This window comes from Rhizobacter sp. J219 (assembly GCF_024700055.1).
Lineage (GTDB): Bacteria > Pseudomonadota > Gammaproteobacteria > Burkholderiales > Burkholderiaceae_C > Rhizobacter.
In genome coordinates this window covers 4,554,836-4,578,223 of the sequence record NZ_JAJOND010000001.1, presented here as the reverse complement: position 1 = coordinate 4,578,223, position 23,388 = coordinate 4,554,836, and the positions used below count along the sequence as shown (strand labels likewise).

20 protein-coding genes and 3 pseudogenes are annotated in these 23,388 nt (G+C 67.1%); 3 read left to right on the top strand and 20 right to left on the bottom strand.

Annotated features, from left to right (window positions below):
* Positions 1-17: 17 nt before the first annotated feature.
* The 9 genes and pseudogenes from LRS03_RS21725 to LRS03_RS21685 form a co-directional block, all read right to left on the bottom strand.
* Positions 18-1,148, bottom strand: a complete 1,131-nt coding sequence (locus LRS03_RS21725; protein WP_257828074.1) for an acyl-CoA dehydrogenase family protein — start codon at positions 1,146-1,148, stop codon at positions 18-20.
* Complete coding sequence (gene hisC / locus LRS03_RS21720; protein ID WP_257828071.1) at positions 1,135-2,217, bottom strand: histidinol-phosphate transaminase; 1,083 nt, start codon at positions 2,215-2,217, stop codon at positions 1,135-1,137. Before hisC ends, LRS03_RS21725 begins: the two co-directional genes overlap by 14 nt.
* Positions 2,211-2,876: an SDR family oxidoreductase gene (locus LRS03_RS21715; protein WP_257828069.1), complete on the bottom strand. Its 666-nt coding sequence runs from the start codon at positions 2,874-2,876 to the stop codon at positions 2,211-2,213. The genes hisC and LRS03_RS21715 overlap by 7 nt, the downstream gene beginning before the upstream one ends.
* Positions 2,877-4,058: an acetyl-CoA C-acyltransferase gene (locus LRS03_RS21710; RefSeq protein WP_257828067.1), complete on the bottom strand. Its 1,182-nt coding sequence runs from the start codon at positions 4,056-4,058 to the stop codon at positions 2,877-2,879.
* Between the two features lie 12 nt (positions 4,059-4,070).
* Positions 4,071-4,556 carry a hypothetical protein gene (locus tag LRS03_RS21705; protein WP_257828065.1) on the bottom strand — a complete coding sequence of 162 codons (486 nt, stop codon included), beginning with the start codon at positions 4,554-4,556 and terminating at the stop codon, positions 4,071-4,073.
* 14 nt (positions 4,557-4,570) lie between these two features.
* Positions 4,571-6,426, bottom strand: a pseudogene (aceK, locus tag LRS03_RS21700) (bifunctional isocitrate dehydrogenase kinase/phosphatase).
* Positions 6,427-6,431: 5 nt separating this feature from the next.
* Positions 6,432-7,067 (bottom strand): annotated as a pseudogene (gene can / locus LRS03_RS21695) (carbonate dehydratase); the annotation flags it as partial.
* A gap of 105 nt (positions 7,068-7,172) precedes the next feature.
* A pseudogene (locus tag LRS03_RS21690) lies at positions 7,173-8,348 on the bottom strand (isovaleryl-CoA dehydrogenase); the annotation flags it as partial.
* Between the two features lie 15 nt (positions 8,349-8,363).
* Positions 8,364-8,795: a MerR family transcriptional regulator gene (locus LRS03_RS21685; RefSeq protein ID WP_257828063.1), complete on the bottom strand. Its 432-nt coding sequence runs from the start codon at positions 8,793-8,795 to the stop codon at positions 8,364-8,366.
* Positions 8,796-8,847: 52 nt separating this feature from the next.
* On the opposite strand from LRS03_RS21685, the gene LRS03_RS21680 reads away from it, so the two are divergent.
* A complete protein-coding gene (locus tag LRS03_RS21680) occupies positions 8,848-9,915 on the top strand; it encodes an MBL fold metallo-hydrolase (RefSeq protein ID WP_257828062.1) in 1,068 nt (355 codons plus the stop codon).
* Here LRS03_RS21680 and LRS03_RS21675 read toward each other — a convergent pair.
* The 7 genes from LRS03_RS21675 to LRS03_RS21645 all read right to left on the bottom strand — a co-directional run bounded on the left by LRS03_RS21675 (position 9,902) and on the right by LRS03_RS21645 (position 16,795).
* Positions 9,902-10,768 (bottom strand): LysR family transcriptional regulator, encoded by an 867-nt coding sequence (locus tag LRS03_RS21675; RefSeq protein ID WP_257828061.1) that lies wholly within the window; start codon positions 10,766-10,768, stop codon positions 9,902-9,904. The genes LRS03_RS21680 and LRS03_RS21675 overlap by 14 nt on opposite strands.
* Positions 10,769-10,775: 7 nt before the next feature.
* The gene (locus LRS03_RS21670; protein WP_257828057.1) at positions 10,776-11,747 is read right to left on the bottom strand and encodes an MBL fold metallo-hydrolase; all 972 of its coding nucleotides are present in this window, start codon (positions 11,745-11,747) and stop codon (positions 10,776-10,778) included.
* 115 nt (positions 11,748-11,862) lie between these two features.
* Complete coding sequence (locus LRS03_RS21665) at positions 11,863-12,579, bottom strand: GntR family transcriptional regulator (protein WP_257828053.1); 717 nt, start codon at positions 12,577-12,579, stop codon at positions 11,863-11,865.
* Between the two features lie 9 nt (positions 12,580-12,588).
* Positions 12,589-13,467, bottom strand: a complete 879-nt coding sequence (locus tag LRS03_RS21660) for an ABC transporter permease (RefSeq protein WP_257828051.1) — start codon at positions 13,465-13,467, stop codon at positions 12,589-12,591.
* The gene (locus LRS03_RS21655; protein WP_257829634.1) at positions 13,467-14,330 is read right to left on the bottom strand and encodes an ABC transporter permease; all 864 of its coding nucleotides are present in this window, start codon (positions 14,328-14,330) and stop codon (positions 13,467-13,469) included. The genes LRS03_RS21660 and LRS03_RS21655 overlap by 1 nt, the downstream gene beginning before the upstream one ends.
* 145 nt (positions 14,331-14,475) lie before the next feature.
* Positions 14,476-15,750 (bottom strand): ABC transporter substrate-binding protein, encoded by a 1,275-nt coding sequence (locus LRS03_RS21650; RefSeq protein WP_374685070.1) that lies wholly within the window; start codon positions 15,748-15,750, stop codon positions 14,476-14,478.
* A 37-nt stretch (positions 15,751-15,787) separates the two neighbouring features.
* Positions 15,788-16,795, bottom strand: coding sequence for an ABC transporter ATP-binding protein (locus LRS03_RS21645; RefSeq protein ID WP_257828050.1), 1,008 nt, complete (start codon positions 16,793-16,795; stop codon positions 15,788-15,790).
* A 159-nt stretch (positions 16,796-16,954) separates the two neighbouring features.
* Here LRS03_RS21645 and LRS03_RS21640 point away from each other — a divergent pair, with 159 nt between their 5' ends.
* Positions 16,955-17,689, top strand: a complete 735-nt coding sequence (locus tag LRS03_RS21640; protein ID WP_257828049.1) for an aspartate/glutamate racemase family protein — start codon at positions 16,955-16,957, stop codon at positions 17,687-17,689.
* 259 nt (positions 17,690-17,948) lie between these two features.
* Here LRS03_RS21640 and LRS03_RS21635 read toward each other — a convergent pair whose 3' ends face one another.
* On the bottom strand, positions 17,949-19,376 hold the full coding sequence (locus LRS03_RS21635) for a wax ester/triacylglycerol synthase family O-acyltransferase (protein ID WP_257828048.1): 1,428 nt from the start codon (positions 19,374-19,376) through the stop codon (positions 17,949-17,951).
* A gap of 95 nt (positions 19,377-19,471) precedes the next feature.
* Here LRS03_RS21635 and LRS03_RS21630 point away from each other — a divergent pair, with 95 nt between their 5' ends.
* Positions 19,472-19,726: an acyl-CoA-binding protein gene (locus LRS03_RS21630; protein ID WP_257828047.1), complete on the top strand. Its 255-nt coding sequence runs from the start codon at positions 19,472-19,474 to the stop codon at positions 19,724-19,726.
* Positions 19,727-19,851: 125 nt separating this feature from the next.
* Here LRS03_RS21630 and LRS03_RS21625 read toward each other — a convergent pair whose 3' ends face one another.
* The 3 genes from LRS03_RS21625 to LRS03_RS21615 are packed head-to-tail and all read right to left on the bottom strand — an operon-like array spanning position 19,852 to position 23,320.
* Positions 19,852-20,175 carry a polyhydroxyalkanoic acid system family protein gene (locus LRS03_RS21625; protein WP_257828045.1) on the bottom strand — a complete coding sequence of 108 codons (324 nt, stop codon included), beginning with the start codon at positions 20,173-20,175 and terminating at the stop codon, positions 19,852-19,854.
* Between the two features lie 11 nt (positions 20,176-20,186).
* On the bottom strand, positions 20,187-21,275 hold the full coding sequence (locus LRS03_RS21620; RefSeq protein WP_308296456.1) for an aminopeptidase: 1,089 nt from the start codon (positions 21,273-21,275) through the stop codon (positions 20,187-20,189).
* Positions 21,272-23,320 (bottom strand): molybdopterin-containing oxidoreductase family protein, encoded by a 2,049-nt coding sequence (locus LRS03_RS21615; RefSeq protein ID WP_257828044.1) that lies wholly within the window; start codon positions 23,318-23,320, stop codon positions 21,272-21,274. Before LRS03_RS21615 ends, LRS03_RS21620 begins: the two co-directional genes overlap by 4 nt.
* Positions 23,321-23,388: the final 68 nt, after the last annotated feature.

The following is a 23,388-nucleotide window of genomic DNA, read 5'->3' as shown; positions in this document are numbered from 1 at the left end:
AGTGGCTCAGTCGCGGCTCATGCGAGCGCACGCCCGATCAGGATCTTCTGCACTTCGCTCGTGCCTTCGTAGATCTGGCAGACGCGCACGTCGCGGTAGAGGCGCTCGACCGGGAAGTCGCTCACGTAGCCGTAGCCGCCGTGCACCTGGATCGCCGCCGAGCACACCCGCTCGGCCATCTCGCTCGCGAAGAGCTTGGCCATCGCGGCTTCCTTCAGGCACGGCTGGCCGGCATCTTTCAGGCTCGCGGCGTGGTGGATGAGCTGGCGCGCCGCTTCGATCTGCGTGGCCATGTCGCTCAAGCTGAACTGCACCGCCTGATGCTCGAAGATCGGCACGCCGAAGGCGATGCGCTCCTTCGCGTAGCGCAGCGCCGCCTCGAACGCGGCGCGCGCCATGCCCACGCACTGCGAGGCGATGCCGATGCGCCCGCCCTCCAGGCCCGAGAGCGCGATCTTCAGGCCCTGGCCTTCGTCGCCGATCCGGTTGGCGGCCGGTACGCGGCAGTTCTCGAACAGGATCTGCGCCGTGTCGCTCGCATGCTGTCCCATCTTGTCTTCGAGCCGCGCGACCGTGTAGCCGGGCGTGGCCGTCGGCACGATGAAGGCGCTGATGCCTTTCTTGCCGGCGCTCTTGTCCGTCACTGCCATCACGATCGCCACGTCGCCGTTCTTCCCGCTGGTGATGAACTGCTTGACGCCGTTGAGCACGTAGTGGTCGCCGTCTCTCGTGGCGGTCGTCTTGAGCCCATCGGCCTGCGAGCCCACATGCGGCTCGGTGAGGCAGAAGGCACCGAGCATGTCGCCGCTGGCCAGTGGCTTCAGCCACTGCGCCTTCTGTGCCTCGCTGCCCCAGGTCATCAGGATCGAACACACCGGGCAGTTGTTGACGCTCACGATGGTGGAGGTGGCGCCGTCGCCGGCGGCGATCTCCTCCAGGATCAGCGACAGGCTCAGGTAGTCGAGCCCCGCGCCGCCCCACTCGGTGGGCACGGCCACGCCGTAGCAGCCGAGCGCGGCCAAGCCCTTCAGCTCGTCGGCAGGGAAGTGGTGGGTCTTGTCCCACTGCGCGGCCTGCGGCGCGATGCGGTCTTGCACATAGGCGCGCACGGCGTCTTGTATCGCGCGGTGGTCGTCAGACAGCAGCATGGGTCACGTCCTTCAGGGCCTGCAGCAGACGGGCAGTGTCGGCCTCGCTGCCGATGCTGATGCGCAGGTGGTCGGCGATGCGCTCGGGCTGCGCGAACCGCCGCACCAGCACGCCCCGTTCGCGCAAGGCCGCCGCCAGCGCGGCGCCACGGTGCCGGGGGTGGCGGGTGAACACGAAGTTGGCGCCCGAGGGCAGCGTCTCGAAGCCCATGGTCTGGAGCGCGGCCACCAGCGATTCGCGCGTGGCCACCACCGCATCGCGGGTCTGCTCGAAGTACGCGACGTCTTCGATGGCGGCGATGGCCCCGGCAGTGGCCAGGCGATCGAGCGGATAGGAGTTGAAGCTGTCCTTCACCCGCGTGAGGCCCTCGATCAGCGGCGCCTGGCCCATCGCGAAGCCGACGCGCAGCCCGGCGAGCGAACGCGATTTGGAAAGCGTGTGCACCACCAGCAGGTTGGGGTGCCGCGCGATCAGCGGCACCGCCGATTCGGCGCCGAAGTCCACATAGGCCTCGTCGACCACGACCAGCGTGTCGGGCCGCGCCACGAGCAGGCGCTCGATCTCGGCGCGCGGCAGGGCACGACCGGTGGGGGCGTTCGGGTTGGGGAAGATGATCGCGCCGGCCTCGCCGTGCAGGTAGTCGTCGAGGTGCAGGCTGAGGTCTTCGGCCAAGGGCACGGCGCGGTACGGAATGCCGTACAGCCCGCAATACACGGGGTAGAAGGCATAGGTGATGTCGGGGAAGAGCAGCGGCCGCGGCGCGTGGTTCAGGAGCGCCATGAACACATGCGCCAGCACCTCGTCGGAGCTGTTGCCGACGAACACCTGCTCCGGCGTGAGCCCATGGTGCCGCGCGATCGTCGCGCGCAGCGCGCGGCCGGTGGGCTCGGGGTAGAGGCGCAACACGTCACCCACCTCGGCACGCAGCGCTTCCAGCACGCGCGGGCTTGGCGGATAGGGGTTCTCGTTGGTGTTGAGTTTGACGAGGCCGGGGGTCTGCGGCTGCTCGCCCGGCACGTAGGGCACAAGGCCGTGGACGATGGGGCTCCAGTACGGGCTGCTCACCATGGGATGGGGGTTCCGTCGTGATCGAAAAACTGGCCGTTGTCAGCCGGCGTGAGACCAGCGATCACACGCCGCATGTGGCCCACGCTCGTGTCGACGTCGAGGTCGGCACCCTCGCCGCCCATGTCGGTGCGCACCCAGCCGGGGTGGAAACTTACGCAGGTGGCCTTGCCCTGCAGCACGATCGACGCGTCTTTCAGCACCGAGTTGACCGCGGCCTTCGACGCCCTGTACAGCCAGCCGTTGGATGAACTGCGCGGGCCGATCGCGCCCATGCGCGACGACAGCACCGCCAGCTTCGCGCCCGGTGCGAGCGAATCGGCGATCTGCGGGATCACGCGCATCGGCCCCAGCACGTTGGTGTGCATCACGGTGTCGAAATCGGCCTCGGTGGGCGGCTGCAGGCCGCGCGTGCTCGGGCCGTAAACGCCGGCCACGATGACCGCGACGTCAAAGGCCGCACCTTCGATCTGCCAGCCCAGGCGCGAGGCGCTTTCGGTGCTGGCCACATCGAGCTGCAGCGCGGTGGCCCCGAGGTCACGCAAGGTCCTCAGCGCGTCATCGCTTCGAGCCGTTGCGGTGACCTGGGCCTTGTCGGCCCGGTACTGGCGCACGAACTCGAGGCCGATGCCGCGTGAGGCGCCGATGATGAGGACGTTCATTCAGACGAGCTCCACACCGAGCGCCGTGGCCTCGCCACCGCCGATGCACAGCGCCGCCACGCCGCGCTTCAGGCCCTGCTTGCGCAAGGCCCCGAGCAGCGTGACCACGATGCGCGCCCCGCTGGCGCCGATCGGGTGGCCGAGCGCACAGGCGCCGCCGTGCACGTTGACGATCTCGTGCGGCAGCTTGAACTCGTGCATGGCCGCCATCGTGACCGCGGCGAACGCTTCGTTCACTTCCCACAGGTCCACGTCTTTCGCCGACCACCCGTTCTTCTTGAGCAGCTTGTCGATCGCGCCCACCGGTGCGGTGCTGAACCAGGCCGGGGCCTGCGCGTGCACGGTGTGGCCGACGATGCGGGCCACCGGCGCGAGCTTCAGCTGCTTCGCGGTCGACTCGCGCATCAGCACCAGGGCCGCCGCACCGTCGGAAATGCTCGATGCGTTGGCGGCGGTGATCGTGCCGTCTTTCTTGAACGCAGGCTTCAGGCCGGGGATCTTGTCGAGCTTGGCCTTGAAGGGCTGCTCGTCGAACTTCACCACCGTGTCGCCGGCCTTGCCCTTCAAGGTGACGGGCGCCATCTCCCAGTCGAAGCTGCCGTCTTCGTTGGCGGTCTTGCTGCGCTGGGTGGAGGCGATGGCAAACGCATCCTGCGCCTCGCGGCTGAACTGGTACTTGGCCACGCACTCCTCGGCGAACACACCCATCGCACGGCCACGCTCGTAGGCATCTTCCAGGCCGTCGATCGCCATGTGGTCGAACATCTGCGCCGCGCCGTAGCGCACACCCTTGCGCGCGAACATCAGGTGCGGTGCGTTGGTCATGCTCTCCATGCCGCCGGCGACCATCACGTCGGCGCTGCCGGCTTTCAGCATGTCGTGCGCGAACATCATCGCGCGCATGCCCGAGCCGCACATCTTCGAGAGCGTGACCGCCCCCGCCGATTGCGGCAACCCCGCGCCGAGCGCCGCCTGGCGCGCCGGCGCCTGGCCCTGGCCGGCCATCAGGCAGTTGCCCATCAGCACTTCGTTGACGGCATCGCCGGGGATGCCGGCGCGCTCGACCGCGGCCCGGATGGCGACGGCGCCGAGCTCGTGCGCGGCGAGGCCCGAGAAATCACCCAGCATGCCGCCAATGGGCGTGCGGGCGGCGGAAACGATGACGATGGATTCGGTGGACATGGAACTGCTCCTTCACGACAGGATGACGGTGCCGCGCTCTTCCTGCGCGACACGCTTGATGTAACTCTGGAAACCCGGGTCCTCGCCACGCAGCAAGAGCGGCAGGGCGTTGTAGAAATCATCGCGGCGGCACCACTCGCGCATGTAGTCGTCCCACGAGTTCCAGCGGCGCTGCTCGGTGTTCGACATGTCGTCCTTCCAGGCCACGAGGTAGGCGCGCTCGAAGAGCGAGATCAGCATGTCGAAGATGACGAGCATGCGCTCGTTCTGCTCGGGCGTGGGGTTGGGCAGCGCGGTGTTGGTGCGCAGCTGCAGGTCGGAATTGGCCAGCACGATCTTCAGGAAATCGTTGTACGCATCCGAGAGCAGCTGGTAGCCCTCTTCCTCTTCGTTCTCGCGCTCGCGGCGCTGCTCGAAGAGGAAGACGCCGATGGCGAACGGCAGGCCGACCACCGTGACCACGAAGCTCGCGAGTTCGAAGAAGTCACGGAAGTTCATGGCCAGTCGCAGCTCTACGCGAGGCTGTTGTCGAGCGCCGAGGGGTTCTCGGGCTGCAGCTCGGCGCGGCGCCGCTCCTGCCCATCGGGCGGGGCGCCGTCGCGCAGCCGGCGCTGGTTCTTGAAGCGCTTGGCCGCGTCATAGGGGAACACATCGTGCACATGGCCGGCGAGGATGCGGTCCTTGTGCCCTTGCCAGAACGCCACGTCGAGCAGGTCGGCGTGGTGCTTCAGGAAGACGTCGCGCACGGCCGGGTTGCCGAGCAGGAAGGGGCCGAAGGTCTCGGGAAAGACATCGTGCTTGCCGACGCTGTACCAGATCTCGCCCGACATCTCTTCCTCTTCGTTGCGAGGCGTGGGCACCTTTGCGGAAGTTGCAGTCGGTCAGGTACTCGATCTCGTCGTAGTCGTAGAACACGACCTTGCCGTTGCGGGTGACGCCGAAGTTCTTCCACAGCATGTCGCCGGGGAAGATGTTGGCCGCCACCAGGTCCTTGATCGCGTTGCCGTATTCGATCACCGCATGCGCCATGCGCGAGGGTTCGGCTTCCTGGAGGTAGATGTTGAGCGGGATCATGCGCCGCTCGATGTAGACGTGGCGGATCACCAGGTCGTCGCCGTCTTCCTCAAGCAGGCTCGGGCAGAAGTGCTTCAGCTCGGCGATCAGCTCTTCCTCGAATCGCACACGCGGAAAGGCCACGTTGCTGTACTCCAGCGTGTCGGCCATGCGGCCCACGCGATCGTGCTGCTTGACGAGCAGGTACTTGCTCTTGATCAGCTCGCGGGTGGTTTCTTTCGGCGGCGGATAGAAATCCTTGATGACCTTGAAGACGAAGGGGAACGACGGCAGGTCGAACACCAGCATCACCATGCCCTTGATGCCGGGCGCGATGCGGAACTTGTCGGACGAATGCCGCAGGTGCGCGAGGAAGTCGCGGTAGAAGAGGTTCTTGCCCTGTTTCTGCAGGCCGAGCGCGTTGTAGATCTCCGAGCGCGGTTTGCGCGGCATCAGCGAGCGCAGGAACTGCACGTACGCCGACGGGATCTCCATGTCGACGAGGAAGTAGGCGCGGGCGAAGCTGAAGAGCATCTGCAGCTCGTCTTCGCCGAAGAGCATGGTGTCGATCACCAAGAGGCCCGAGGCCGGCGAGTGCAGCACGGCCAGCGCGAACGGCGTCTCGGCAAAACCGTTGATGATCTTGCCGACGACATAGGCGCCCTTGTTGCGGAAGAAGAGCGGTTCTCAGCACCTGCAGCTGGAAGTTGGCGCGCGGGCGGAAGTCCCCCAGTTCGCGCGACACCGCGGTGAGCACGTGGTCGACGTCGCGGCCCAGGTCTTCGAAGTCGCGCGCGAGCTGGAAGTTGCTCACCACGCGCAGCCAGGTGTCGCGCATCGTCTCCTTGGTCGGGTAGTAGGCGCGGTAGGTGGGCTGGAAAGTGGGTTCTTCGTTCTCGATGTACTCGGTACTGACCGCAGGCCGCAGGAAGATGAAGTCGTTGTGGAAGTAGCTGCGGTGCAGGATCTTGGTCGTGACCGAGTTGAAGAAGGTCTCGGCCAGCTCGGGCTGGTGGTGGTTGGTGAGCAGGCCGATGTAGTGCAGCTTGACCTGTTGCCACACGTTCATCGACAGCGTGCTAGCCATGAACTCGGTCTGCAGCCGCTCGGCGCATTCGTCGACGCGCATGTCGTAGAACTCGATGCGCTCGCGCTGCGCGCGCTGCTGGCCATGCCAGTCGGCCGCCTCGAAGCGCTTCTTGGCCTGGGCGCTGGCCTCGCGAAAGAGCGTGTAGTGGCGGTCGAAGCCATCGAGCATCGCGTTGGCGATGTCGAAGGCGCGCAGGTCGGTCAGCTCCTGCGGGAAGACCGCCATGCGCTTCATAGGGCTCCGTGCGCGGTGACGGGAGCCAGGTCGAATGCCGTGTCAGGCGTGTAGCGCGCCCGCACCTCGGTGATGGCCTTCTCGTACGCGGGCACCGCCTCGTCAGGGCCGGAGACCGTCATGTGCAGGTCTTGCAAGAGCCCGTTGTGCAGGCCATAGACCCACCCGTGCACCACCAGCTCCTGCCCGCGGCCCCAGGCGTCTTGCACGATGGTGGTCTGGCAGGCGTTGAGCGCCTGTTCGATCACGTTGAGTTCGCACAGGGCGTTGACCCGCTGGCTCGCGTCGACCATGTCGAGCCAGTTCTGGTGGCGGTTGCGCACATCCTGCACGTGGCGGATCCAGTTGTCGGCCAGGCCGACCCGCTGGTCACGCAGGGCCGCGGCCACACCGCCGCAGTTGGAATGGCCGACGACGATGATGTGCTTGACCTTCAGCATGTCGGTCGCGAACTGGATCACCGACAGGCAGTTGAGGTCGGAGTGCACCACCACATTGGCCACGTTGCGGTGCACGAAGAGCTCGCCCGGCAGGAGGCCGACCAGGTCGTTGGCCGGCACGCGGCTGTCGGCACACCCGATCCACAGGTACTGCGGTGCCTGCTGCTTGAGCAGGCTGGTGAAGAAGCCGGGACTGCGCGCCTCGGTATCACGCGCCCAACGCAGGTTGTTGCCGAAGAGTTCTGAAAGTTCGTGGCTCATATGTTGCGGTGCACTAAAAGAGTCCGTGAGTCTGTCACATCGTCTCGGCGAAGTTTCGCGGCCGATCAGCATGCGGCGGATCTCGCTGGTGCCGGCACCGATTTCGTAGAGCTTGGCATCACGCCACAGGCGGCCGAGCGGGTACTCGTTGATGTAGCCGTTGCCGCCGAAGATCTGGATGCCTTCGCCGGCCATCCAGGTGGCCTTCTCGGCACACCAGAGGATGACGCTCGCGCAGTCCTTGCGGACCTGGCGCACGTGCTGCTCGCCCAGCGCGTCGAGGTTCTTGCCGACGGTGTAGCAATAAGCGCGTGCGGCCTGCAGCACGGTGTACATGTCGGCCACCTTGCCCTGAATCAGCTGGAACTCGCCGATGCTCTGGCCGAACTGCTTGCGGTCGTGGATGTAGGGCACCACGTTGTCCATCACCGCCTGCATGATGCCGATGGGCCCAGCGGCGAGCACCGCGCGCTCGTAGTCGAGGCCGCTCATCAGCACCTTCGCGCCGCCATTGAGCGCGCCCAGCACGTTCTCGGCAGGCACTTCGACGTTCTGGAACACCAGCTCGCCGGTGTGGCTGCCGCGCATGCCGAGCTTGTCGAGCTTCTGCGCGATGGAAAACCCTTTCATGCCCTTCTCGATCAGGAAGGCGGTCACGCCGCGTGCGCCCAGCTCGGGCTCGGTCTTGGCGTAGACGACCAGCGTGTCGGCATCGGGGCCGTTGGTGATCCAGAACTTGTTGCCGTTGAGCAGGTAGTAGCCGCCCTTGTCTTCGGCTTTCAGCTTCATGCTGATGACGTCGGAGCCGGCATTGGGCTCGCTCATCGCGAGTGCCCCCACGTGCTCGCCGCTGATGAGCTTGGGCAGGTACTTCCTGCGCTGCGCCTCGTTGCCGTTGCGGCGGATCTGGTTCACGCACAGGTTGCTGTGCGCGCCGTACGACAGGCCCACGCTGGCCGAGGCGCGGCTGATCTCTTCCATCGCCACCATGTGCGCGAGGTAGCCCATGCCGGCGCCACCGTATTCCTCGCCGACGGTCACACCCAGCACGCCCAAGGCGCCCATCTTGCGCCACAGGTCCATCGGGAACTGGTCGCTTCGGTCGATCTCGGCGGCGCGTGGGGCGATCTCGGCCTGCGCGAAGTCGTGCACGCTCTCGCGCAGCGCCTCGATGTCATCGCCGAGGTGGAAATCGAGTCCGGGAAGGTTCATGGTGGGGTCTCCTGTTCAGCTGCGCCGCTCGCCCTGGGCCAGCAGGCGCTTGGCTTCTTTTTCGTGCGTGCGCACCTCGTCGAGCGTGACGCTCAGATCGGCCATCTGCTGCTCGAGCTGCGCGCGGTGCACGGCCAGCACGCTGAGGAATTTCTTGAGTTGCGCCTGCGTGTCGCGCGGCGATTCGTACATGTCGACCAGCTCCTTCACCTCGCTCAGTGTCAGCCCGAGGCGCTTGCCGCGCAGCGTGAGCTTGAGCCGCGTGCGGTCGCGCGGGGTGTAGATGCGGTTGCGGCCCCGGCGCTGCGGCTGCAGCAGGCCGCAGTCTTCATAGAAGCGGATGGCGCGGGTGGTGAGGTCGAATTCCTTCGCCAGCTCGCCGATGGTGTAGGTGGTGGTCTGCCCTGCGGAAGGGCTTGAAACCTGCGCGACAGCAGAGGCGGACATGGCTTCCTAGAATGGGCGATCAATTGACGTATACGTAAAGTGTAGCCAAGCCATGAACGCCCTTGAACACGAGCTGACCTACCCCTACGGCGAGGTGATGCCGGAGCCGGGCACCACGATGGAAGTGGCCCCAGGCGTGCGCTGGGTGCGCATGACCCTGCCTTTCGCGCTGGACCACATCAACCTCTGGCTGCTGCGCGACGAGATCGACGGCCGGCAGGGGTGGAGCATCGTCGACTGCGGCATCGCCAACGACGCCACCCGCGCCTGCTGGGAACAGGTGTTCGCCCACGAGCTGCAAGGCCTGCCGGTGCTGCGCGTGATCGTCACCCACTTGCACCCCGATCACATCGGCCTCTCGGCCTGGCTCACCGAGCGCTGGACCACGCCCGAGCACGAGTGCCGCCTGTGGATCAGTGGCACCGACTACAACGGCGCCCGCATGTCGAGCAACCCCAGCGCGAAGGCCAGCGTCATCACGCCCGTCTTCGCCAAGAGCCACGGCATCACCGACCCCGAAGCGCTGCAGATGATCCAGACCCGCGGCGGCCACTACGCGACGATGGTGCCCAAGGTGCCGGAGCGCTTCCGCCGCATGGTCGACGGCGATGTGATCCGCATCGGGGGCCACGAGTGGCACTGCCACGTGGGCTACGGCCACGCGCCGGAACACATCTCGCTGCACTGCCCGGCGCTTGGCGTGCTGATCTCGGGCGACATGGTGCTGCCGCGCATCTCCACCAACGTGGGCGTGCATGAGAACGAGCCCGAAGGCGACCCGCTCAAGCGCTATCTCGATTCGGTGGAGCGCATGCGCGCCCTGCCCGCCGACAGCCTGGTGCTGCCCTCGCACGGCCGGCCGTTCAAGGGCCTGCACACCCGCATCGACCAGCTGCAAGCCCACCATGACGAGCGGCTGGCCGAGGTGATGGACGCCTGCGCCAAGGCGCCGCAAAGCGCGGCCGACCTGCTCACCGTGCTCTTCAAGCGCAAGCTCGACCTGCACCAGACCACGTTTGCGATGGGCGAGGCGATCGCCCACCTGCATGCGCTGTGGCACGCGGGCAAGCTGGTGCGCCGCCTCGGCGCCGACGGCGTGCTGCGCTTCAGCCCGGCCTGACGCCGGCCGCCCCGCCCGAGAGCGCCCAGCGCTGGCACGCTGCCAGCACCTGCTGCAGCGTGCCGGTGGCCGGCGCGTGGAACGCGAGGCCAATGTGGCGCCGCACCTCGCGCAGCTCGGCGCAGTCGTCGCGCACCACCACGCCGGGCCGCGGCTGCACCGCGTGCAGTGGCGCGATCGTCACGCCCACGCCGGCAGCCACCAGGCCCTGCGCCCACTCCTCGCTGTGCACGCGGGCGCGCACCTCGGGCTGCACCGCGCCGCGGCCGAGCGCCGCCTGCCAGCTGTCGCTCATCTCGCAGTGCGTGCGCTCGACGAAGGCCTGGCCGTGCAGGTCGGCGAGTTGCAGCGACTCCTTCACCGCGAGCGGATGCTCCTCGGGCACGAGCAGCACGTACTGCTCTTCCCACAACGAGACGAACTCGGTGCCCTCGTCGGCACAGGTGGCGGCGGTGAGCGCCGCGTCGGCCGGGGCCTCGTCGTCGGGCAGGGTCACGGCGAGCGCAGGGATGTCGCGCCGCAGCTGGCGCAGCAGCCGGCCGGTGTGATCGACGCTCAACGACGGCAACACGCGCAGCGCGAAGGGCTGCTCATCGCCCTGGCGAAAGCTCGCGCTGATGGCTTCGGTGTCGGCCAGCAACTTGCGCGCGAGCCGGTAGAGGCGCTGCGCCGCCGGCGTCGGCTGCAGGCCGCGGGGCTGGCGCAGGAAGAGGCGCACCTGCAGCTCTTCCTCGATCTGCGCGAGGGCGCTCGAGATCGCCGGCTGGGTGACGAAGCAGACCCGCGCGGCGCCCACCGTGCTGCGCTCTTCGAAGGCGGCGCAGAAGTAGCGCAGGTTGCGCAGGCTCAGCATCGCCCCGTCACTCCTGCACCGCCGGAAAGCGCGGCAGCGTGCGTGCCACGTGTTCGTCGTGCGCCGGCACCACCGTGAGCTGCGGGTGGCGCTGCATCAGGCGGTGGATCTGCACGATGGCGCGGCGGTTGTCAGCGTTGTCGTGGTCGAGCTTGACGGCGTGGCGCGTGAGCCAGGGCCGGTCGGCCGGGCGCTTCAGGCCTTCGATCGTCCAGGTCACATCGCCGGTGAAGAAGTAGCGCCGGCCCGAGGGCAGGTGGAGAAAGAGACCCACATGCCCCGCGGTGTGACCGGCCATCGGCACCAGCACCACCGAGCCATCGCCGAACACGTCGCGCTGGCCGGCAAAGCCCATGTACGGCGTGGCGCCGAAGCTCAGCTCGCGCCAGCGCTTCACGCCGCTGAACTGACTCTGGATGAAGGCGGGCGGGTGGCCGAGCGCCGCGTGCTCGCGCTCGGCGGGCTGCACCCAGACCTCGGTGTCGGGAAAGTCGGGCAGGCCGCTGATGTGGTCCCAGTGCATGTGCGAGGGCACGATGGCCATGAGGCTTGCCGCCGCGACGCCGTGGCGTGCGAGCTGCGCGGCGGCCGGCTCCTCGGCGCGGTAGCCGAAGAACTCGCGGTCGATCACGCCATTGACGGCGAACTGCTGCGCCACCTCGCGCCCGAGGCCGGTGTCGAAGAGCAGCGTGCCCTGCGGGTGGCGCACCAGCACCGCCGAGTGCACCGGCCGGCGCGGCGTGAACCAGCTGCCGCCGGCCACGACCAACGCCTCCAGCGTGCCGGCCGATTCACCGGTGCGCAGCACCGACAAGGCCAGCCCCTGCGGCGGGCGCGACGTCGGCCACTCGGCCGGGATGGCGGCCAGGCCCGGCACCGCGTCCGGGTCCAGCGGCCGGTCTTGCCAGGCCAGAAAGGCGGCGCCGGCCGCCAGCACCACGACCCCGCCCCCCACCACCCACTTCAGCACCGTCTTCATCGACAACCACTCCCAGATGGATCCAAGGCCCGCACGGTAGCGGCGCGGCATCCATCAGGGAAATCTTATTTGCCTTTCGCTGGGCAACGTTTTTCTTATACCCAACCGGGCGGGCTCAGGCGGCTGGGCGGTAGGGCTTGAAGACATCGCGCAGCGGCACCGACGCACGCGATGCGGGTTGCGACAGCGAGCGTTCGATCTCGTTCAGGTGGCGTCGCATCTCGGTACCGGCCGCCGCCGCGGAGTCACCCTTGCCGATCACCTGCAGCAGGCTCTTGTGGCTGTGCGCCACGCACATCGGCTCCCCCGGCGCCTTGTAAAGCGCCATCAGCAGCGATGTGGTGGGCAAGAGCTCTTCGAGCAACCGCACGAAGATCGGGTTGCCGCTCATCTGCGCGAGCTTCAGGTGGAACTCGCCCGAGAGGCGGATGGCCTCCTGCTTGTTCTGCGACTTGGTGGCACGGGCCTCGGCGTCGACGATCTGCTTCAGCTCGGCCAGCTGCTCGCCCGTCAACCTGCCGGCCAGTCGCCGCGCCACCTCGCACTCGACCACCCGACGCGCGTCGAACACATGCTCGCCATCGCGGCGTGTGGGCTCCGGCACCTGCGCGCCGCGGTTGGGGCGCAGCACGATCACGTTGTCTTGCGCGAGCTTGTGCAAGGCCTGGCGCACCAGGGTGCGCGAGACGGCGAAGGTCTCGGCCAGCTCCTCCTCGCGCAAGCGGGTGCCGGGCGCCAGACGATGGTCGACCACGGCGGCGTAGATCGCGTCGTAGACGCGGTCGGCGGCCATCACCGGTTCGTCAGTCTCGGGCTTGCGCGGTCTGGGCATGCAGCATTGTCACGCGCGCGCCGGCTGCCGTTTCAGCAGCCGGATGAGCAGCAGCGTGCCGCCCATCACCGCGAACGACACGACGGTCGTCACGGTGCCCAGCGCATAGATCGCCGGCGTGGTGACGGTGCTGGTGAGGCCCTGCAATTCGAGCGGCAGGGTGTTCACGTCACCGATCGCCTGCGAGGTGCGGGCGATCTCGTCCCAGCTGAGCGTGAAGCCGAACATGCCCACGCCGACGAGGCTCGGTGCGATCAGCGGCAGCACCACATGGCGGAAGCTCTGCCAGGGCGTGGCACCCAGGTCGTCGGCCGCCTCTTCGTAGGCCGGATTGAAGCGGTTGAAGACGGCCAGCATGATCAAGAGGCCAAAGGGCAGCGTCCAGGTGAGGTGCGCGCCGAGCGCCGAGGTGTAGAGGCCCATCGCGGTGCCATAACCTTCGAGCCAGCCGCCGAGGCCCAGGGCTTCGAGCCCGCTCTTGAGCGCGGTGTCGATCAGGCGGAACTGCAGGCCGATGCCGAGTGAGACCACGATCGACGGCATGATGAGGCTCGCGACCGAGGTGTAGAAGAGCAGCCCCGAGCCCTTGAACTTCTTGCGGAAGGCGAGCCCCGCGCCGAGGGAGAGCAGCACGGTGAAGAGCATCACCACCGTGCCCAGCGCCACCGAGCGGCGGAAGGCGGCGGCAATGTCGACCACGCCCATGCCTTCCCACAGCCTGCCGAACCAGTGGAACGATGCACCGCGCATCGGGAAGGTGAGCCCGCCTTCCGGCCCTTGGAAGCTCAGCACGAAGATCGTGAACATCGGGCCGTAGAGGAAGATCACGAAGAGGCCGAACACCGCCGCAAGGGCGTAGAAGCTGGCGGAGCGCTTGCCTTCCTGCATCACAGCTCCTTGCGAATGTCGACGAGCTTGGTCAGGCCCCAGATCATCATCAGCGTGACGATGAGCAGGATCACCGCGTTGGCCGCCGCCATCGGGAACTGCAGGTAGCTCGTCTGCACCTGGATGATCTTGCCGACCGAGGCGATCTGCTGCCCGCCCATCACGCCGATGGTCACGAAGTCGCCCATCACGATGGTGATGACGAAGATCGAGCCGATGATGATGCCGGTGCGGCACAGCGGCACGATCACGTTCCACGTGGTCTGCCAGCCGGTGGCGCCGTTGTCGCGTGCGGCTTCGAGCAGCGCGCGGTCGATGCGCATCATCGAGTTGAAGATCGGCACGATCATGAACATCGTGTACAGGTGCACGAAGGCCAGGACCACCGAGAAGTCGCTGAAGAGCAGCCATTCGATGGGTGTGTCGATGAGGCCGGCGCCCTGCAGGCCCTGGTTGATGACCCCATTGCGCCCGAGCAGCGGCACCCACGAAATCATGCGGATCACGTTCGAGGTCCAGAACGGGATGGTGCAGAGGATGAAGAGCAGCGTCTGCGCGCCCACCGAGCGCACGTGGAAGGCCAGGAAGTAGGCCACCGCAAAGCCGATCACGAGCGTGATCAGCCAGACGAGGAAGCAGAACTTGAGCGTGGACAGGTACGTCTTCAGCGTGACGCAGAGTTCGTCAGTGTTCGAGCAGCCGTTGAAGACGTCGAGGTAGTTCTGGAAGGTGAAGGCGGGAATCAGCTCGTAGTCGGTCGCCCGCCAGAAGCTCACGGTCGCCACCAGCAGCAAAGGCAGCACGAGGAAGAGCACGAAGACGAGGGTGAACGGCGTGGCTTGAAGCCAAGCCGTCATCCGCATCGGCTTCATCGTGCCGCTCCAGAGCTGCGCACGCACAGAGCAAGCAAAGCGAAGCTCACCTCAAGCAACACCCTCGGAGCCGGCTCTGCCGGTCCGACGGGTGGCGCCCCTTGGGGGCAGGAGCGAAGCGACTGGGGGGCCAACATCACGCGGCGACGAACTCATTCCACTTTTGGACCATGTAGGCGTTCTCGTCCATGATCGCGTTCCAGCAGGCGATGCCGCCCATGCGCTGCTCGTAGCTGCCGCCGTCACGCACGCTGCCGGCCTTGGCCAGGAGGTCGCCGTTGGGCGACTTGATGTCGCTGGTGGCCGGCTTGCCTTCCATCCAGTACGCCCACTCGTAGGCTTCCATCTTGGCCTTGGCCGTCTCGAGCACCGCGCTGTAGTAGCCCTGGCGATTCAGGTACGCCCCGGCCCACCCGTCGAGGAACCAGTTGATGAACTCGTACACCGCATCGGCCTTCTTGCCCGTCACCGACTTCGGCACGCCGAAGCCCGCGGCCCACGCGCGATAGCCTTCCTTCAGCGGCTGGAAGCGGCAGTCGATGCCCTTGGTGCGCACGGCCGTCACCGCCGGCGACCACATCGACTGGATCACCACCTCCCCCGAGGCCATGAGGTTCACGCTCTCGTTGAAGTCCTTCCACAACGCGCGGAACTGGCCGGCCTTCTTGGCGTCGATCAAGGTCTTGATCGTGAGGTCGATCTCCTTCTTGGTCATGTTGCCCTTGTCGGGGTACTTGTAGATGCCCGCGGCCTCGACCACCATCGCCGCGTCCATGATGCCGATCGAGGGAATGTTGAGGATCGCGGCCTTGCCCTTGAACTCTGGGTTGAGCAGCTCCTTCCACGACTCGATGGGGCGCTTGATCAGGTCGGGGCGGATGCCCAGCGTGTCGGCGTTGTAGACGGTGGGGATCAGCGTCATGAACTGCGTGGGCGACGCGGCGAAGGTCTTCGCATCGGGCTTCTCCACGTACATCACCTTCTTCGGCGCCGTGCCCTGGTCGCCGACCTTCTTGCCGGCGACTTCGCCCTTGGTGAAGAGCGTGGTGATCTTGTCGGCGTTCTTGATGCGCTTGGTGTCGATGCCCAGCAGGTTGCCGGTGGGCAGGATCTTCTTGAGCGAGAAGTACTCGGTGTCGATCAGGTCGAAGCTGTTGGGCGCGGTCACCGCGCGCTTGGTCACATCGTCGGTCGTGACCGGGATGTACTGGATCTTGATGCCGGTGTCTTTCTCGAACTTCTCGGCGATGGCCTTGTCCTGGTTGACCGCGGTGCCGAGGTAGCGCAAGGTGATCTTTTCCTGGGCGTGCACGAAGGGGAACCCCATCGCACCGCCTGCGGCCACGGCGCCTTTGATCAGGGTGCGGCGGGTCGCATCGGGCTGGGCGGTCTTGTCTTGCGGGTCGGACATGGTCAGGGCTCCTTGGGTACAGGAAGTGAGGAAGACGTCAGGCGCTGGGTTGCAGCACGTGCGCAGCGTTGGGCAGCCAGGAAACATGCGCCGTGTCGCCCGGCTGCCAGGGCGCGGCGTCGAAATCGGCATCGGGCAGGGTTGCGGTCCATTGCGCATCGGCAGCCTCGCCCTGCGGCACCAGGCTCAGCTGCACATAGGTGCCCTGGTACTCGATGGCCTTCACCGCGGCGGGGCGCGTGACGCCGTTGGCGCTGCGGGCGAGCTGCATGCGGTCGGCGCGCACCGCGATCGGGCCGGTGCTGGACGCGATCACGTTGTGCGCACCCATGAAACGGGCGACGAACTCGGAGCGCGGCGCGTTGAATACCTCGCGGGGCGAGCCGGTCTGCTCGATGCGGCCGTGGTTCATCACCACCACCTGGTCGGCCAGCGCCATCGCCTCCTCTTGCGAGTGCGTCACGTGCACGAAGGTGAAGCCGAGTTCCTGCTGCCAGCGCTTCAGCTCGGCGCGCATCTGCACGCGCAGGAAAGGGTCGAGTGCCGAAAGCGGCTCGTCGAGCAGCAGCACGCGCGGCTCGGTCATCAGTGCGCGGGCCAGTGCCACTCGCTGCTGCTGACCGCCGGAGAGTTCGCTCGGCAGGCGCGCGAGGTAGGGCGTCATCGAGACGAGTGCCAGCAGCTCCCTGGCCCGCGCCTGGCGCTCGGCCACGGGCTTGCCGCGCATCTTCCAGCTGAAGGCCACGTTGTCGAGCACCGAGAGGTGCGGGAAGAGCGCATAGCTCTGGAACATCATTGCCGTGCCACGGTCGGCCGCGGCGCTGTAGGTGATGTATTTGCCGCCGAGCAGGATCTGCCCGTCGCTCGCCAGCTCGTGGCCCGCGATCATGCGCAGCGTGGAGGTCTTGCCGCAGCCCGAGGGGCCGAGCAGGCAGCAGTAGCTGCCCGATGGGATGGTGAGGTTGATCCCGTCGACCGCCACGGTGCTGCCATAGCGTTTGACGAGCGAGGTCAGCACCAGGGACGAGTCGATGACGGGTTTCATGCGGCGGCGTGTATGCAATGCATGTGCCATGCCATTTCGGCTGTTGCCGCACGCCTTTGGGGCAGAAGTCGCAGCAAACCTGGGCGCGCGTCTTGCTCGCCCCGAGCATCGACCCTCACTTTGTATACAAAGTGGTGCGGCATCGTGCAGGAGTGCCCCATGAAGATCCGTGTCATCAACCCCAACACCACCGCCGCGATGACGGCCACGATCGGCGAGGCGGCCCGCGCGGTCGCGGCGCCCGGCACCCAGATCGACGCCGTTCAGCCGAGCTTCGGCGCCCCGTCGATCGAGGGCCACCACGACGACGTGTGGGCCGCCGCCGGTGTGGCCGAACAGGTGCGCGCGGGCGAGGCGGCCGGCGCCGATGCGCACGTCATCGCCTGCTTTGGCGACCCCGGCCTGCACGCGGCGCGCGAACTGGCCCGCGGGCCGGTGATCGGCATCGCCGAAGCGGCCTTTCACTGCGCCTCAATGCTCGCCACCGGCTTCTCCGTCGTCACCACGCTGACACGCACGGTGGTCATCGCCGAGCACCTCGTCCTGCAATACGGCTTCGAGCGCCGCTGCCGCGGCATCCACGGCACCGACATCGCGGTGCTCGAACTCGACGACCCGGCAAGCGATGCCTATACGCGCATCCTCGCGAGTTCACGTGAAGCCCTGAGGCGCGACCGCTCGGGCGCGATCGTGCTCGGGTGTGCGGGCATGGCCGACTTGTGCCGACGATTGCAAGGCGAGCTGGGCGTGCCCGTCATCGACGGCGTGGCGGCGGCGGTCAAGCTGGCAGAGGGCTTGGTGTCGCTTGGACTGGGAACCAGCAAACATGGCGACTATGCGCTGCCATTGCCGAAGGTGTATGCGGGGTTGGCAGCGCCCTGTTCGCCGTCCTGAGAGGACAAGGGCCAGGGGCAAGCGGATTCCTCCGTGTCCCCCGCGTTTGACTGCTCCCGCAGTCAAACGCTCCTCCTTTACCTGCGGAATCCGCTTGCCCCTGGCCCTTGCAGCCAACAACCCTGCCCCGCCACCAAGCGCACAGCACGATGTGTCCTGCCAAGGGGATGGGGTGGGTGAATTCCGGAGGTAAAGGAGGAATTCACCCACCCCATCCCCTTGGCGCCGCGTAGAACGATGCAAGCCCGGTCACCCAGCATCACTCCCAAGGCAACATCAGGGTGACCAGCAGCAACCGCTGAAACTCCGGCTCGAAGCGCTCGATGATCTTCTGCGGCTCCGGGCACAGCTTCGCATCCGTGATGAGCCCGAACTGCACGCCGCCGCCGTAGCTCAAGATGGAGACACCTACCCCGATCTCGCCAGACTGCGGTACCCAGAACATCACCTGCGACAGCGTCGAGCCGCAGATCTTCAAAGGCGTGCCCGGCCCCGGCACATTGGTCATCACCGCCGTCGCCTTCTTGGCGAAGAGGTTGAGCAGCGCGTCCTGCATCGGCTTGATGAGCAGCCCCGCCACCGCCAGCACCGCAAACGCGAGCAGCGGCTGGTAGCTGCCCTTGAGCTCCTGCATGCGCGCGCGCACCGCGTACACGCGCTCGATCGGGTTGACGATGCCGATGGGCAGCACAAGCGGCACCAGGCCGAACTGGTTGCCGAGCTTGTAGGCCTTCTCCATCGGTCGCAGGTTGACCGGCACCATCGCGCGGATCTCCTTGCCGGTGGTGTCTTCGCCCTGCTCGCGCAGCCAGCCGCCGATGGCACCGGCCACGCAGGCCAGCAGCACATCGTTGACCGAGCAACCCAGACCCTTGCCGATGGCCTTGACCACGTCGAGCGGGATCGGCTCTCCCCAGGCCACTCGCTTGGTGCCGATGGGTCGGCCCTTGAGCGCGGTGGGCGAGTCGTCGGGCATCAGCAGCATCGAGGCCGCATCCGACACCACCTGCGCCCCCATGCGCGCCAGTTCCACCGTGCCCTGCAACGGCTGCTGCGGGTTGGCCAGCAACTCCACCGATTTCGCCATGCCGCTGCCGGTGAGGCCGATGGCCTTGACGGTCACGTCGGTGAGCGGACGCATGATGGCTTCGGCGAACCAGTCGAACTCGGCGCCTTCTTCCTTGTCGCGCTTCCTGCGCGGCGGCGGGTCGCTGCCGCCGTCGGTGATCGACAGCAGCACCGAGATGAGGGCGATGCCGTCGGCGATGCAATGGTGGATGCGCGCGATGAGCGCACTGCCGCCGTCGTAGTGTTCGATGAAGTGCAGCTGCCACAGCGGACGGGTGCGGTCGAGCGGGCTCATGCAGAGTTCGCCCACCCGGTCCTGCAGGGCCTCGTGTTCGTTCTGGCCGGCCTTGCGGTTGAGCTTTTCCAGCCGCACGTGGTGCGCGATGTCGAGCGCGTCGTCGTCGACCCAGAGCGCGCCCATCGCGTCTTCGACCACCTTCTGGCGGAAGCGGTCGTACTTCAGGAGCCGCTCCCGAACCCGCTCGGTGAGCGCCGCGTGGCGGATGCCGGGTTCGATGCGCCACACGCCGACGATCATCATCAGGTTGACGTCGTTGTCCATGCGCAGCCAGGCGGTGTCGACCCGGGACATGCGCTCGGCGCTGGTTGCTGCAGCCATGTTTGGAGCCTTTCTTCTAGTGATGCGGCGCACGATGCTGGGTAACATCCGCGTCGTCAATGCCCTCTAACACCAGACACCCACAGGAGACAGCCATGTCCGATCTGCAAGCCCGCTTCGAGAAAGCCCGCGACGAGTCGAAGAACCTGCCGGAGCGCCCTGACAACATGACGCTGCTGCAGCTCTATGCGCTGTACAAGCAAGGCAGCGTGGGCGACGTGGAAGGCAAGCGCCCCGGCTTCACCGACATGGTGGAACGCGCCAAGTACGACGCCTGGGCCACGCAGAAGGGCAAGTCGAAAGAGGAAGCGATGCAGGCCTACATCGACCTCATCGAGAGCCTGAAGTAAACAGAGCCCCCCAGTCGCTGCGCTCCTACCCCCAGGGGGCGCCTCGCCTGCGGCCGGGAGACCCGGTCCGCGGCGAGTGGCTCGATGCGGGTTGGTGCTTCGCACCGGCCCCGCGCTTTCCACTTCTATTTCTTGCTGGTCTTTTTTACGGCTGGCTTGGTCTTGTCGAGCAGCGCATCGAGGTTCTTCTCGATCTCGCTCTCGATGGTCTTGCTGAAGGCACCCAGCAGGAAGCCCAGCTTGGCGTTCAGCTCGAAGTGGTCGGGCGCGACGATGAGCTGCCCGTTCACCCCGCTGCGCTTGAACTCCACCGTGTCGGACAGTTCGCCTTCGAGGATGGTGCACTCCATGTCGAACTTCTTCTCGGCGTCTTCGGCCCACTTGAGGGCCACCTTGCGTGCCTTGGCGAGACCGAGCGAGTGCTCGCGGTGGATCTTGATGTCGGGCATGGGAATTCTCCTTATCGCGCGAGTGTCGCGCGGCGCTCGTCCCGGGGCAATGCGGCCAAACGCCTGACCTCGGCGTAGAAGCGCTCGAAGTCACGCCCTTCGCGCTCGTACAGGCGCTCGAACTGCGGTACGAGTTCGTTGTAGGCGGCCATCACGCCAAGCGAGGCGTTGTTGGCGTTGGCGAACCAGGTGTCGTAGCCGGTCCAGCCCTGCCACGGCCCGGCCTTCAGGGCCGCATGGTCGGCCCGCAGCCGCGCGAAGCGTGCGGTCTTCGCAGCGCGCTTGGCCTCGACGCTCAGCGTGTCGTCCTTGTAGACCGCCTCCAGGTCGGCGCGGGCCTGCATCGCCAGGCGGCGGAAATCCTGCCGGCGCTGTTCGAGCCGGGCCAGCTCGGCACGCGCGGCCTCGCTCGCATGCTGCTGCATCCAGCGTTCGCCGCCGATGCGTTCGACCGCGGTGGCGAAGGATTCATTGAACATCGTGTCGCCCTTGGCATAGACCACCTGGTGCGCCAGTTCGTGGAAGATGAGCCGCGCGAGGTCGCCCTCCTGCCAGCGCAGGAAGGTGTTGAGCAACGGGTCGCTGAAGTAGTCGCCGGGCATCTTGCCGAGCGTCGAGTAGGCGGGAATCGACTGCACCACCGCCTCGAAGCCCTGCGTGCGCAGTTCGGCGGCCAGCGACTCGGCATCGGCGCGGTCGTAGTAGCCGCGGTAGCCCACGCAGCCGACGACCGGGAAGCACCAGGTCTTGAGCGTGAGGCTCAGCTCGGGTGCGGCCACCACGTTGTAGACAGCCGCATTGCGACCGAGGTCGGCATAGCGCCGGTAGCTCGCGTTGTCGGGCAGCTTGAGTTCGCTGACCGCGAAGTCGCGCATGCGCTGGCTCAGGGCCAGGCGCTCCTTCAGCGGCGTGGCGGTCGCCTCGTCGGCCAGCCACTCGGTCACCGGCTTGGCCTTGTTCAACAAGGCGAAGTGGCCGCCTGCCGCCTGGGCGTAGTAACCGAGGCTGCTGCAGCCGCTGGTGAGGCACACCGCGGCCGCGCCCAGTGCGGCGACACCCACGAGGCTGGCGAGACCCATCAGCAGCCAGCGCTTCTTCAAGCCGCCCGCACGTCGACCAGGCAGTCGTAGAACGCCGGCGCGCGGCCGAGGTCGGTGAGCTGCTGGTGCGTGACTTCGTTGACGTTGGTGCCGTTCGGGCCCAGCTTGCGCCACCACACGCCCAGACCGTTGACGACGCCGGGTCGCGCGCGCGGGCTCACCTGAAGGCGGCAGCGGTACTCGCCGCGCTGGTTGAACACCCGCACCATCTCGCCGCCGTGCAGGCCACGCGCCGCTGCGTCGTCGGCATGCATCTCGAGCACGGGCTCGCCTTCGATGTCGCGCAGGCTCTTCACGTTGACGAAGGTGGAGTTGAGAAAGTTGCGCGCCGGCGGCGAGATCATCGCGAGCGGAAAGGAGCGCGCCAGCTCTGGCGACGATCGCACCGACTCGTAATTGGGCACGTGGTCGGGCACGCCGAGCCCCGGCGCATCGATCATGCACTTGCCGCTCGGCGTGGGGAAGCCGCCATTCGCAAACGGTGCGTCGGCGATCGGCAGCTTGACCCAGCCCACCGCACGCAGCGTCTCGAAGTCCACACCCTTCAGCGCCTGCCGGGCCATGGCCTCGTCGCTCTCGCGGAAGCAGGGTTCGGTGAAGCCCATGCGCCCGGCCAGCTCGCGAAAGACCTGCGTGTTGGGCTTGGCCTCGCCGAGCGGGGCGATGGCCGGCTCGTTGAACATCGCGTAGGTGTGGCCGTAGGCGGTGTGAACGTCCAGGTGCTCCAGCTGCGTGGTCGCGGGCAGCACGTAGTCGGCGTAGTCCGCGGTGTCGGTCATGAAGTGTTCGAGCACCACGGTGAAGAGGTCCTCGCGGAGGAAACCCTTCACCACCTTCGGCGACTCGGGTGCCACCGCGACCGGGTTGCTGTTGTAGACGACGATGGCCTCGACCCTGGGGCCGAACTCGGGCGAACCCGGTTCGAGCAGCGCGTTGCCGATGGTGCTCATGTTGATGACGCGCGGGCGCCGGGCCGGCATCAGCTCGGGGTGCTGCAGGTATGCGTTGTTGCGTGGGAACCAGCCCGAGGCCGACAGCAGCAAGCCCCCCGCCGGGTGGCGCCATGCGCCGATCAGGCAGGGCAGGATGGCGACGAGCCGCGCGGCATTGCCGCCGCCCCGCACCCGCTGCATGCCGTAGTTGAGGCGGATGGCCGCGGGCTTCGCCGTCGCGTAGTCGCGGGCCAGCTGGCGCACCTCGTCGGCGGTGATGCCGCACACCTCGGCGGCGCGCTCGGGCGGCCACTGCAGCGCGCGCTCGCGCAAGCGGGGCCAGCCCTCGGTGTAGCGGTCGATGTAGTCCTGGTCGAGCCAGTCGTGGACGATCAGCTCGTGCATCAGGCCCAAGGCCAGTGCACCATCGGTGCCGGGCAAGAGTGCGATGTGCTGATGGCACTTGTCGGCCGTCTCGGTCTTGCGCGGGTCAATGCAGATGAGCTTGGCGCCTTCGCGCTTGGCCTTCTGCGCAAAGGTCCAGAAGTGCAGGTTGCTCGCGATCGAGTTGCTGCCCCAGATGAGGATCAGGCGGCTGTCGGCGTAGTGCTCCAGGTGCATGCCGACCTTGCCGCCATAGGTGGCGGCCAGTGCATCGCCGCCAGCCGACGAGCAGATGGTGCGGTCGAGCTGCGAGGCGCCGAGCTTGTGGAAGAAGCGCCGGTCCATGCTTTCGCCTTGCAAGAGGCCCATGGTGCCGGCGTAGCTGTACGGAACGATGGCCTCGGGGTCGCGGGCCGCGATGGTCTTCAGGCGCGAGGCGATGTCGGCCAGCGCTTCGTCCCAGCTCACCCGGACGAACTGGCCGGTGCCTTTCGGGCCCACCCGCTTCAACGGGTGCAGCACCCGCTCCGGGTGGTAGGTGCGCTCCGGGTAGCGCGAGACCTTGGTGCACAACGCGCCGTGGGTGGGCGGGTGGTCGGGGTCGCCTTGCACCTTGATCGCCCGGCCGTTTTCCACCGTCACGCGGATCGCGCAGGTGTCGGGGCAGTCGTGCGGGCAGGCGGCGTGGACGGTGCGTTGGGCGATGTTCGTATCGGCACTGGTGCTCATGCGAGGAACTATTGCACAAGGCCCCTGGGCAGCGTGCCCTGCGGGGGTGGACGGCCAAAACCTAGGGT